This window comes from Peribacillus sp., assembly GCF_059453735.1.
This window is the reverse complement of sequence record NZ_JAZVJO010000451.1, coordinates 1-12963: the sequence shown is the minus strand read 5'-3', so window position 1 is coordinate 12963 and position 12963 is coordinate 1. Positions and strand designations below refer to the sequence as shown.

Below are 12963 nucleotides of genomic sequence, written 5' to 3'. Positions count from 1 at the left end.
ATAGCTTTCTGGATCTTGTGGAATATCAAAGTTATAAACGTGAGTAACACCAGAAATATCTAGACCACGAGCTGCTACATCTGTTGCAACTAAGACATCAATGTTGCCGTCTTTGAATTTCTTCAATACAGACATACGTTTTGCTTGGCTTAAATCACCATGAATTCCTTCTGCCATATAACCGCGGATAGTTAATGCAGATGCAAGCTCATCAACGCGGCGTTTCGTACGACCGAAAACGATAGCAAGTTCTGGTGTTTGAATATCAAGCAGACGAGCCAATGTATCGAATTTTTCATTTTCTCTTAGCTCAACATAATATTGATCGATAAGAGAAACAGTCATTTCTTTAGCTTGCACTTTAACAAGTGTAGGATCCTTCATAAATCTTTCCGCAATTTTACGGATTGGATCAGGCATTGTCGCAGAGAAAAGCAATGTTTGTCTTTCTTCTGGTACGTTTGAAAGAATAGATTGGATATCTTCAATGAAGCCCATGTTCAGCATTTCATCTGCTTCATCCAATACGACTGTATGAACAGTGCCTAATTTAATGTTCTTACGTTTGATATGATCTAATAAACGACCAGGTGTACCTACAATGATATGCGGGTTTTTCTTTAAAGCGCGGATTTGACGGTCAATATCCTGTCCACCGTAAACTGCTAATACGCGAGTGCGTTTTCCGTAACCAAGTTTGAAAAGTTCTTCCGAAACTTGAATAGCCAATTCACGAGTAGGTGCGATAACGATTCCCTGTACATTATCACTAGATAAGTCGATATTTTCAATCAAAGGAATACCAAAAGCAGCTGTTTTACCAGTACCTGTTTGTGCTTGACCAATGATATCTTTTCCTTCAAGTGCCAATGGAATCGTCTGTGCTTGAATGGGACTCGCTTCTTCAAAACCCATTTTTTCTATTGATTTCATCGATGTTCTGTCTAATCCTAATTCACTAAACAATGTCAATTTATTCGTGCCCCTTTATTATCTTAATTTTTCCGTGGCAATAGCCCGGTATGCTGATCTTCGGACGTCAGCTATCCATTTAATCAATTCCATCTTATCGATAGAAGCAAACATCTCTTAAGAAAAGTTTTCTCAATTATCACCCAAAAGAATCACTACATTTTTTATAAAACGCTGAATCTAATCATGATTTATTAAAAAGGAACAACATGAATACAAGCCTAATAACGTAAAAGCCTGCTGCAAGTAAGTAAAGAACGCCTATATAGGCATTTAACTTTTTAATAGTACATGTAATCAAAATTAAATCCAAAAATGGAAATATCAAAGTAGTATGCGGAACTGCCGCATTATTCAGGTGAGGGCTGCTGCACCTTTTCCCTATGTGTGGGAGTAGAACTCAAACAGCATAGACAAACCTGGAAATCCAGGTGCTTCATACAAACAGACCCTTATGCGTTGAGGGAGTGCGGAAGTGGTATCGAATCACAAGCGGTGCCTTAAAGGCATGACGGAGAGTTTCCGTCTGTGGATATTCAGCCAGCTAGGCTGGAAACTTGTGAATCTGCTAACCGAGGGAAGATCCTCGGTCCGCATTCCTATTTGCAACGAAAGCCGCCAAAACGGCAGCTTTTATATGGTTTCAAGACGCTCGGTCTATTTAATCTGAAAGTACGAATTTCTTCAAAAACAACAAATACTCACGAACGAAAATTTTTCATAAGAGCTACTTGAGTGCCTTTAATTTTAAAGGAAATAGACATATACTATTATCGCCAATTAAAAGGCATTTAACCTCAACCTCTATATTACCATTATAATGCTGATATTGCAATGTTGAACCCTATTTATTTTGGTTATTTCCGATTTCAAAATAAAAAACAGCAGCCCCGCAATAAGTCTGCGGGCTGCCATTTCTTCATAATCACTGAACGCTGCTTTTTGCTTGTAATGCAGAAACGACTTCTTCTAGTTTCATTCCTCTTGAAGCTTTAACTAAAATTAAATCGCCTGCTTCTGACAGTTCTTTCAGTTTAAGAATTAACTCTGACTTATCTAGAAACGTATGAACATTTTCACTAGCAAATTGTTTACGCGCACCTTCTGCAATTTTTTTTGCTAAGGGTCCAAAGGTGTAAAGATGATTAATCTCGTTGGGATTAATTATTTCTCCAATTTTCAAATGAAACCTTTCTTCCTGCGGTCCCAGCTCCAGCATATCTCCAAAAACCAAATGTTTGTTATTAAAGCCGGTCATCCCTTCAACTAATTCTATTGCAGCTTTAACAGAAGTAGGGCTGGCATTATAGGCATCATTAATAATCTTCTCTCCGTTTGCACCTGCAACCATCTCCATGCGCATATTCGTCAGCTGAATAGTATTCAAGCCTTCTTTTATGGCTGTTTCACTTACCTGCAGTTCTCTCGCTGCTAAAATAGCGGCCAATGCATTAAGGACATTATGATTACCGAGCACTGGGATCATGAACTCATCCCCATTTTCCTCTAATTTAAAAGAGGTGGTATCCTGGTTCTGCATAATAGAAGCTGCATAGAGAGTACTTTCCTCACTACGACCAAATGATAATGTCCTCAGATGAGGTAACTTTCCTTCAATCCGTTCAAGAAGTAAGGGTTCATCCCCGTGATAAATAAGCGTTCCTTCATCGGCCATTCCCGCGATAATCTCCAGCTTAGCATTCGCAATTTCTTCTCGCGAACCAAGGTCCAGTAAATGGGACTCACCAATATTCGTGATGATAGCTATATCCGGCTGAGCAAGCCTTGAAAGAAATTCTATTTCGCCTCTGCTGCTCATACCCATTTCTAAAACTGCGATATCGGTATCTTCATCCATCGATAATAGTGTTAAAGGCATGCCCAAGTGGTTATTATAATTCCCGCTTGTCTTACATACCTTATATTTCTCGGACAGGAGGGCCGCGGTCATATCTTTTGTTGTCGTTTTGCCGTTGCTTCCTGTAATACCTACCACCTTACAGTTCACTTGATGACGATATGTTTTTGCTAAATGTTGAAGCGCTGCTTGAACATCATCAACAATAATCAGCGGCAGTCCTTCCGGAGGATTAGGCATATCACTTTGCCAAAATGATGCAGCAGCACCTTGAAGAAACGCTTTTTCTACAAACTGATGGCCATTAACATGTTCCCCGACAAGCGGCACAAATAAGTTATTTGGTTCTATTTTTCGGGAATCAATCGTAACACCCTCAACCAAAACATCCCCAAATTGGGTAGTCTGATTAAGACCTTTAGCCATTTCTTGAATTTGGTTAAACGTTCTTTTAATCATTTACTTCCTCCACCAATCTTTGCAGCATGATAACTTAAAAAGTATATTTAATTTTTTGTTTCTCTTCATTACGTTCTTTGGCCAGGTTAACTAAACGTTCAATTAACTCAGGATATTCAACTCCTGTGTGCTTCCATAACAGCGGGAACATGCTGTAAGGAGTGAAGCCTGGCATTGTGTTCACTTCATTGATATACGCTTTCCCATCTTTTGTTAGGAAAAAGTCTGCTCGAACAAGTCCAGAGCAGTCCAACGCCTTAAACGAGGTAACAGCCATTTCACTTAACATTTTATATTCTGATTCTGTAACCTCAGCTGGAATAACCATCACTGTATCTTCATCTTCATATTTAGCCTTATAATCGTAAAAGTCTTTTTTAGCAATAATCTCTCCTGCTACTGAACATTCAGGGTTATCGTTACCAATTACGCCAATTTCAACTTCTCTGGCTATGACTCCTTCTTCAACGATCACTTTACGATCAAATTGAAAAGCTTCATCAAATGCAGCCATTAATTCATCTCTATTTACCGCTTTGCTGATTCCTACACTTGAACCAAGGTTTGCTGGTTTTACAAAGCAAGGATACCCTAACTCACTCTCAACCTTTTCACAGGCTGCTGTTTTATTCGATTCCCATTCAGAACGAATGAACCAGTTATAGCCGACCTGCGGGAGACCTGCCTGTGCAAAGAGGTTTTTCATGATGACCTTATCCATCCCTGCTGACGAAGCTAATACACCATTCCCTACATAGGGAAGGTTAATCAATTCCAGCATTCCTTGTACAGTTCCATCTTCGCCATTGGGACCATGCAGTAGAGGGAAGATGACATCATATTTCGGTTCATCTTCAGTAGAACTAAGCGCTAGAGGTGATATTGAGCTTCCACCAGAAAAGGCTAATTCCTTAACATTTTGAACGGGACCTGTCAGCTTAGGACCATTCATCCATTCCCCTTCTTCAGTTATGTAGATCGGATGTATATCATATTTTTCTATATCTAACGCTTTAATAACTGCAAGAGCCGTTTGCATCGATACTTGATGCTCTGCTGATTTGCCGCCGTAAAGCAATCCAAGTTTTGTTTTCATTAAGTAAACCCTCCAATATTCTAGTAACCTTTATTATTGTATCATTTTCCCTTCAAAACGAAAAAAATTAATCATGGAAATCATGCGAGTTTTGTGTTTTCCTCACTATTCTATGATAGATAGCCTATTTTCGTGTCTGCCGATATAATTTCAGAAAACAAAAACCCCTGAATCAGGGGAATTATTTTTTAATATAAGACCACTCTTTAGTTTTTCGGTAATAAATAATCTGTATATGTGGATGATCGGTGCTTATTTCTTTATAGCTCTCCATCATATCGTCCATATTTACAAAATCGCCAATAACCCAACCAGGTATTACTATCTTCTGTCTCGTCTGTTGTGCTTTAGAAAACGATAGAACCAAACCCTCTGCCATTAACGGTGTAAGGTTAGCAAGAATCTCATCTGGCACCTTAGGAATTTCACTTCTCTTTTTAAAACCCAGCCAGGTGCGTTCTATTGTCACGGATTCTAGTTTGAATGGCAGTACATTTCCAATCAAATGTAAATAGCTGTCAAGAGTACGGTAGTATAATTTATTAAACCAACCGTCATCATGAGCAAGATAGACATATTGATTTTTCAGTTTTCGAAAGAATGGCGGCCGCAGATGATTCTTACAATGCCCTAAATATAATAATTCGGCAATTTCCTGTCCATCTAATTCGTCGAGCCCTGACTCTTCCTCAAAATCCAGCCAGCAAAAATCACCATATTCATCTACATCTTCCTTCAGTATCTCCCTTACACGATCCTCAGGAACATACTCTAATAGCGTATTTAAGTTAAATTCTCCTTCTTCAAATCGATGCTTTAGCAGCAGAAGATTACGCAATGGTACTTCTGTTGAGTGTCCAAATTCTCGAAAACTCATTCCAGAAAAGAGTGCAAAACGTTCAGAAGCCTGCAGATGTATATAAATAATGTCTCTACTATCATTTTTCATGGTATCCCTTACCCTCCGCACCAGCAATTAAAAAAACAACAGACACTTTCCACTTTATTTTACCAAAATAGCCGAGCAAATGGTTTACTTTCGTATGTTTTATTTCTCTATCGAAAAGAATATCATTATCTTAGCCTGTACACTATACAGCGTTTATAATAAATTTAAAAACAAAAGCAGGAGAGATAGCGATGTTGACGATTTACTTAGTACGCCACGGCCAAACCGAATGGAACCTTATAGGAAGAATGCAAGGCTGGGAAAATAGTGACCTGACTACATTAGGTATAAACGATGCCTTAGCTTTAGGAAAACGTTTAAAGGATACACCCATCGATTGTATCTATTCAAGTACGAGTGAACGTGCCGCTCAAACTGCTGAACTCATTGCAGGCAAACGCGTGATTCCACTTATCAAAAGTGAACTGCTGCGTGAAATGTCTTTTGGTGACTGGGAAGGTAGACATAAAGAGGAGATTCAAGCAGAATACCCCAGTGAGTACAAATCATTTTGGGAGACTCCCCATCTTTACCAACGAAACAGCGGAGAGTCTTACCCTCAAATTCTAGAACGTGCAGCTGTTTCCTATAATAAAATCATCGAAGCACATCCTACAGGCACAGTTTTAATTGTTTCTCATTCTCTATTTATTCGAGCTTTTATGGCTTCCATAAAGAACCTTTCCTTATCACAACTCTATTCACAACCCTATATTGGGAATGTAAGTTTAACTAAAATTATCGTCAATCAACATAAACCCGAAATCATTTTCGAGGGAGACACTACCCACTGCTTAAATTGATTTACCTAGTCTAATTCCTTTATTATAGAAAATCGAAACATTTCCATAGAAAAAAAGGACTTGCAGTTTTTATGCAAGTCCTTTTTTTATTATGCACTTTTTACTTTAGCCGCTTCTACAGGAGGATTGAATTGACCTTCCCATTTAGAAATAACGATAGCTGCTAGAGAGTTACCTACTACGTTAACAACTGTTCTACCCATATCAAGGATACGGTCGATACCAGCAATGAAGGCTAAACCTTCAACTGGAATTCCAGCTGATCCTAATGTCGCTAATAGGACAACGAATGAAACGCCAGGCACACCCGCAATCCCTTTTGAAGTAACCATTAAGACAAGGATTAGGGAAATTTGAGCACCTATAGTTAAATCTATTCCGTACATTTGAGCAATGAAGATTGCTGCCAACGCTTGGTATAACGTTGATCCATCTAAGTTAAACGAGTAACCAGTTGGAATGACGAATGTAGAAATATGCTTTGGACAGCCTAGCTTTTCTGTTTTCTCCATCAATTTTGGAAGCACTGCTTCTGAACTTGCAGTAGAGAAAGCCAAGATCAATTCTTCTTTTAAGATGATGAATAATTTGAAAATATTAAAGCCAACAATTCTCGCTATTAAACCTAAAACAACTACTACGAAGAAAATCATAGTTCCGTATACAGTAATCGCTAATTTACCCAGTGGAATAAGGGACTCTAGTCCGAATTTAGAAATGGTTACTCCAATTAAACCAAATACACCAATCGGAGCAAATTTCATAATCATATTAGTCATAGCAAACATTGCTTCCGCCAACCCTTGGAAGAATCCAAGGACTGGTTTTCCTTTTTCTCCAGCCGCAGCTATTCCCAAACCTAACAAAAGGGAGAAGAAGATAATGGCCAGCATATCGCCCTCAGCCATTGCTTTAATAGGGTTAGATGGGACAATATTCACTAGTGTATCCACTAATGATTTAGTTTCTGTGTTATCAGCCGTTTCAACGTAAGTGCTGATATCTGTTTTTTCCAGGGAACCCATATCTACGCCTGCACCCGGTTGGAATATATTTGCAGCCATTATACCTACGATAATAGCAATAGTTGTAACTATTTCAAAATAGAGAAGCGTTTTTCCGCCGATTTTACCGAGTGCCTTAAGGTCACCTACACCCGCTACAGCCATTACGATACTCGCAACAATAATTGGAACAACAATCATTTTAATTAAACGGAGAAAAACATCTCCAAGTGGTTGTAAATAAGTAGATACGTCAGGGTTGCCATAAAAAATAGCCCCCACGATAATCCCTAAAACGAGACCAATAAATATTTGCCAAGCTAAACTAATTTTCTTCATCTAACATCCTCACCCTCTGTAAAAATTCTATGCTGCAAACATGCATTTTGTCTCGGTAAGGGAAACAAGGTAAATTTTCTCCGGCAAAAAAATGACACACGGTGTGTCATTTTACGCGAACATTTTTCAAACTGTTCCCTTTACGCTGACGAGGTTAGCTGTCGGGTTAGGACTTGGAAACACAAAGCCCTTTCTATTTATTCTAGAATTCACCCCAAGCGAACGGATCCGCAAATTGGGTCCCCCGTTCTTTCGATAAGATTAAGCGGTATTACGATCATAATAAAATATTATAGTAAAATTTCATTTCTGTAAATATATTTATTTCTGTTCTAAGCATAAATTTGCTGGATATCCCTTGAAATTCCCTTTGTGAATCCGTTTTTTCTCTTATTTATGTAAGTCAGATAAAAAATAATTACTATCTTTCTAGTAAGCCTGTTAATAAATACCGGAATTTATCGCGTGTACTAATTTCTTCAAGTTGCTTTGTTGTTATTTCTTTTGGTTGTAGTGCTGTTATAAAATAAGGATGATTTTGTGGGACATTTTCTGGTTCAACTAAAATCGTTTCACCTGCAGTCATGCCCTTCCGAATTTCTTGTCTTCCACTCATTTCAATACCCTTTGTTACATACTGCTTATTCACACGGCCATTAGTTAGCTTATAAACAAATGGCTTTGAACCCATATGTAAGGTATCTTCAGGAATAACCGGAACATTTTGCACACTAGAGGTAACAATAGATACATTCACCTTGCTGCCAACTGGTAGAAGCAGTTGATCATCCTTAACTATAGCTTTAAACGGATAGATGCTTTCTTTCTTCATACTTGGTTCCGATTTCGGATAGGCTGTAATACGATCGACTGTCCCTGTAAGAGGTTTCTTTAATTCAGATGATTCAACCGTAATTGCCTGTCCTTCCTCAGCTTCCCTTAACCTTTTTTCAGAAAGTTCTCCTTCAATTGACAACCTATTTGAAGATAAAGTTAGAATAGGACCAGTAAGGCTCTTATTTACTTCCTTCACAGTGCCATCAACATCACTAACAGCTGATACAGTCCCGCTTATTTCATCAAGATTTACAAGCTCAGCTTCTAGAATGTTGACCTTTTCTTCTATTTTGCTTTTCTCATATTCCTGTTTAAACATTTCCTGTTCAATAGTTGAAACAATGAGTTCAGATGAAGCATGCTCATCCAGATTCAAATCTGCTTCCAGTGCTGAATGTTCAGACACTGAAGAAGCTTCTGGAATGGAGGATTGATAACTTTCCAAGCTGCTGATATAACTCTCTATTGCAGAAAGATCATTTTCAGCAAGTTTTTTTTCATTTTCAAGATTGGCTTTACTTACAGATGCTTTTGAGTCAACGTATTCATATAAAGGCGTACCTGCTGTGACCGTATCTCCTTCCTGTACTAAAAATTTCTGGAATTGTTTTTCATGATCGAAGTACACAGGATACTCTTCATATGGTACTACCATGCCTTGTACCTGAAAAGTCTTTGAAATATCGCCTAGTTTAGCTTTTGTCCAGTTCTCTACATATAAAGTTCGCTCTACCTTACTCTCTTCTTTACCAATTAAATATAAATTACCCGCTATTAGTAATCCTGAAACTGCAGAGAGCGAAATAATTTTCCATTTCTTCATTAATTACACCTCCTCATACAAATACACTGACGTCTAAATAAGAACAGAAAGCCGCAAAAAACCAATATAAGAGATAACTGAAGCAAATCATCAGTAAAATAATTATCGGTTTCATATCAGATAAAGCTTTCAAATATTTATATGTGATCGCAATAATTGCCACACTAAAAATAGACACTTCACTAAAGAAGTGAATAAAATAATCATTCGCAATAAAATATTGACTGACTACACCTAAAGAAAATGGGTTAGCATCTTGATTCAGATCCATCAGTAAGAAAAAGGGAATCAATAGGAATTTTTCCACTAAAAAAAGTGTAAAACCAATCATCTGGACAACCACAATCTTTATGTATGGAATATCTGTTATCACCCAAAAAATCACGGCTGATACAAACAAAAAGATAGACGGGAGTATAAGGCCTGCAATGATGTTCCCCAAAAATACGAGCAGTTTACCCGTTTCAAACCTTTCCGTACCCAGTTCATTTAACTCTTTTGAAACCGATTCCGTACCAATCCCAAAATAACCACTTATGGAGAACAACAGAATACTCGCCATGTATACCCATACTAATTTCAGCTTAAAAGCGGTTACTTGCTCGGCTTCTTTTAACTGAAAAGAACTAAGAGATGGATGAAACAGGCCCTTTACTAGTTTTACTTGATAAGTCATACACATTCCCCCGTGATTATGTAAATATCGCTCCCTTTAATTGTATCGTAAAATGGAGGAATGTGCCGTATTCCTGTGTTGAAAATTGTAAATTAAAGAAAAAATTGATTGATTTATTCAATCTTTTCGCGAATGCCTGAGAACATCTTAAAATGTTGAGGAAGGATGTTTATCTTGGTTGGTGTTTTTGCATAAATTTCACCATCCATATCGACATCCATTACTACAGGGGTTTCAATGACAATTTCTTTTGCTTGGTAATGAAGCAGACCGTTATCTGCATCTACTTCACTTAAAGCGCCCTTCAACGTCAGTAATTCCTTCAATATACTCAAACTAGATTCTTTTACGATGATTAAATTTAGGAATCCATCATCTGCGTGGACTTCTGAAAAAGGCAGTGAATTTGTGCCTATATAGTTGCCATTTAGCACAAGCACCAACACGGCCTGACCGTCAAATACTTCCCCATCCAATTCAATCTTATATGGAAAAGGCTCATTTCCTCCTACCGTTCGTATAGCACTTAACAAATAACTGATTGTACCGAATCGATTCTTTTCCTTCTCAAATATGTTGGCAGAAGCTTCTGCAATCAGTCCAATTCCCCAGAAATTCAAAAAGTAATTATTCCCAGCTTTTCCAGCATCAATTAATGATACTTCTCCGGAAATCATTGTTTCCGCAGCCTGGCGAATATTCTGAGGTATATTCAACGTCCTAGAAAAATCGTTACAGGTCCCCCCAGGAAGGATTCCCACCACTGGACGATTTTGCAGGGAAGCAAGTCCATTTATACACTCATGCACGGTTCCATCACCGCCTAAAATAAAGGCTGCGTCCATTTGCTCTCCATACTTCTGACAATATTCCAGGGCATCACCAGCCTTTAAAGACTGTAATACCATCAGTTCTTCCGTTTCCAAAGATAGAATAGGCAGACATTGCTCAAGCATAGTTTGGATATTTCCTTTTCCTGCAGCCTGATTATAAATTAACATGGCCTTTTTCCATTTCACAATCAACACCTCCTAAAAATTTACTTCTCCTCTTAACTTCCCTCATCTTAAAGATTCCAAAACCATTTTCCTTTTTTTTTATACGACAAAAAAGGTGGAAAAGAAAAATGGCCACCTAACCGTCCTATTTTAATTTCTCTTAATTTAAATGATTAATAACCACCTGAACAGCTTCTTGCAAATCCCGCTGTGACCAGCTAGGAAACTTCCCCATATGCAGCGCAAGTGAATGGTTTGCCGGCACATGAATAAAACCTGCTTGGATAGCAGAACTCGATACATGACTTGATTACACACATAAGTACCAGCACTATTTGAAATGGATGCTGGATAACCAGCCCGTATGAGTCCCTCCAGCATTTGTTTTAACGGAAGACTAGTAAACATTCCATCAGCACCATCGGCGACTATGCGCTTTCCTAGTGGTTTATATGCTGTATTATCTTTTTCGCCATCGGCACAATTAATACCAAATCGTTCAAGCGTAATCTGACTACGACCAACAGCCAAGCCTAAGGATATAACAGCATCTGGCAGTACATCTTGAATATACTCAGTGATCCTATCACCTGAAAGATGAAATTCAACGGGTAATAGCTTACCGTAAACCATATATTCACCTATGACTGCTCCATCTAATGCCTGAACAATCTGTTCAGTAGGATTAATAGGATAGTCCAGAAAGGGTTCAAAATCAGTTTTCCTAAGGAGCTCACTTTCTTCCCTGCATTAATAAAGAATATTCTGTTTTTTTCATATAAACATATACACCAAAGGAGGATATCATTTTATCCTCCTGTTCAAATACTCAAAATTTTGAAAAGGTCTGATCAATCGCATCATCTAAATCCATTTTCTTATCTATGGTATACCGCTTTGTCATATTCAAATCTTTATGTCCAGCCAACTTAGAAACAATCGGCAAATCAATCCCTTTATTAATAAGCTGCTGACAGAACGTATGACGGAGTTTATGTGGATGAACATCAAATTTCTTCAGCATATACTGTACAGACCTTGGTGTCATACGCTGACCATAGCTGGAAATGAACAAGGGGGTTTTCTGTTCCTTCTCCTTAATTGAACTCAGGTATACTTGCAAGCGTTGTACAGCTTCATTAGAGAGTGGCACAGACCGATCTACCTCACCTTTAGCATTTCTCACCACAATATACTTTTTATCTTTCTCAATTAATACGTCACTACAATTCAAATCGCATAGCTCAGATACCCTTACACCCGTATGAAGCATAACGAACACCATAGCTATGTTTCGTAGATTCCCCTCCGTCTCTAAGTCCTTTACAAGCCTTTCCTGCTCTTGTAGACTAAGAGATTCAGGAACCTCTTGCTTTTGTTCTTTCAGCTTTCGATCTATATGGAGCATGACTTGAGGCTGACCAAGAAACTTATAAAACACATTAATAGCCATATAATGCTTCTCAATCGTTCCGGCACTTTTTTGAGATTCCTCTAGATAATCTAAGTAATTTTGGATATCCACAGGACCTGCTTCCTTGAATTCCCCAGGACACCAACCTTCAAATTGTGACAACACACCAATATACGTCTTTATGGTATTTTCTGATTTTCCTTCGCTTATCAGCCATTCGCTAAAAGCTTGAAAAATTGTTTCCTTAGTAGAAGTATCGTTATTACTCTCCAACGCCTATTCCTCCCAAGTCATAATTCCGAGTTTAGACCATTTTAACATATTATCTCAACAGAACATAAAGAACATATCATCTATTCAGTTATTTTCTTTTTAATTGACATTCTTCGTGAAATCGATTTGCCTCTATTGCACAAGAAAAGATGGTTTGAAAATGTGCCCCTATTTTTTATATTCTATTCTTGATAGATCTCCAATTTTTAAGAAACAAGCTGACTTTTAGATTTTTTATGGGGGCTATTTTATCTGTTTTTCGGCTATTCCGGCCGGTACGATTTTCAGCACTAAAATACCCTAGGGAGCACAAGCGGGTTTTTGAAAATGGGTCGCTATTCTTTTAACACTTACATCTTAAGAAGACCTCCATTAAGAAAATATGCTGACTTCTAGATTTCCATGGGGGGTATTTTATCTATTTTTCGACTATTTCAGCCATTAATCCCGTCTGGTCTTCAC

11 protein-coding genes and 1 riboswitch are annotated in these 12963 nt (G+C 38.0%); of the genes, 1 reads left to right on the top strand and 10 read right to left on the bottom strand.

Annotated features, from left to right (window positions below; genetic code table 11):
* The 4 genes from AC52RT_RS14890 to AC52RT_RS14875 all read right to left on the bottom strand — a co-directional run.
* Positions 1 to 972, bottom strand: a 972-nt coding sequence (locus tag AC52RT_RS14890; protein WP_495541468.1) for a DEAD/DEAH box helicase, incomplete at its 3' end; no start/stop codon positions are given.
* Positions 973 to 1897: 925 nt separating this feature from the next.
* Positions 1898 to 3289, bottom strand: a complete 1392-nt coding sequence (locus AC52RT_RS14885; protein ID WP_495541467.1) for a UDP-N-acetylmuramoyl-tripeptide--D-alanyl-D-alanine ligase — start codon at positions 3287 to 3289, stop codon at positions 1898 to 1900.
* A 34-nt stretch (positions 3290 to 3323) separates the two neighbouring features.
* Positions 3324 to 4385, bottom strand: a complete 1062-nt coding sequence (locus tag AC52RT_RS14880) for a D-alanine--D-alanine ligase (RefSeq protein WP_495541466.1) — start codon at positions 4383 to 4385, stop codon at positions 3324 to 3326.
* A gap of 181 nt (positions 4386 to 4566) precedes the next feature.
* Positions 4567 to 5334: a hypothetical protein gene (locus AC52RT_RS14875; RefSeq protein WP_495541465.1), complete on the bottom strand. Its 768-nt coding sequence runs from the start codon at positions 5332 to 5334 to the stop codon at positions 4567 to 4569.
* Positions 5335 to 5525: 191 nt separating this feature from the next.
* Here AC52RT_RS14875 and AC52RT_RS14870 point away from each other — a divergent pair, with 191 nt between their 5' ends.
* Positions 5526 to 6137: a histidine phosphatase family protein gene (locus AC52RT_RS14870; RefSeq protein ID WP_495541464.1), complete on the top strand. Its 612-nt coding sequence runs from the start codon at positions 5526 to 5528 to the stop codon at positions 6135 to 6137.
* An 89-nt stretch (positions 6138 to 6226) separates the two neighbouring features.
* Here the strand turns inward: AC52RT_RS14870 and AC52RT_RS14865 are convergent, their stop codons facing one another.
* From AC52RT_RS14865 to AC52RT_RS14840, 6 genes are all read right to left on the bottom strand, one after another.
* On the bottom strand, positions 6227 to 7480 hold the full coding sequence (locus AC52RT_RS14865; protein ID WP_495541463.1) for a cation:dicarboxylate symporter family transporter: 1254 nt from the start codon (positions 7478 to 7480) through the stop codon (positions 6227 to 6229).
* A 129-nt stretch (positions 7481 to 7609) separates the two neighbouring features.
* A riboswitch (cyclic di-AMP (ydaO/yuaA leader) is annotated at positions 7610 to 7758 on the bottom strand.
* Positions 7759 to 7901: 143 nt separating this feature from the next.
* Positions 7902 to 9140 carry an efflux RND transporter periplasmic adaptor subunit gene (locus AC52RT_RS14860; RefSeq protein ID WP_495541462.1) on the bottom strand — a complete coding sequence of 413 codons (1239 nt, stop codon included), beginning with the start codon at positions 9138 to 9140 and terminating at the stop codon, positions 7902 to 7904.
* A gap of 13 nt (positions 9141 to 9153) precedes the next feature.
* Positions 9154 to 9816, bottom strand: a complete 663-nt coding sequence (locus AC52RT_RS14855; protein ID WP_495541461.1) for a hypothetical protein — start codon at positions 9814 to 9816, stop codon at positions 9154 to 9156.
* A 113-nt stretch (positions 9817 to 9929) separates the two neighbouring features.
* Positions 9930 to 10835: a diacylglycerol/lipid kinase family protein gene (locus AC52RT_RS14850; RefSeq protein ID WP_495541460.1), complete on the bottom strand. Its 906-nt coding sequence runs from the start codon at positions 10833 to 10835 to the stop codon at positions 9930 to 9932.
* A 144-nt stretch (positions 10836 to 10979) separates the two neighbouring features.
* Positions 10980 to 11486 (bottom strand): pyroglutamyl-peptidase I, encoded by a 507-nt coding sequence (locus tag AC52RT_RS14845; protein WP_495541469.1) that lies wholly within the window; start codon positions 11484 to 11486, stop codon positions 10980 to 10982.
* Positions 11487 to 11643: 157 nt separating this feature from the next.
* Positions 11644 to 12501, bottom strand: coding sequence for a tyrosine-type recombinase/integrase (locus AC52RT_RS14840; protein ID WP_495541459.1), 858 nt, complete (start codon positions 12499 to 12501; stop codon positions 11644 to 11646).
* Positions 12502 to 12963: the final 462 nt, after the last annotated feature.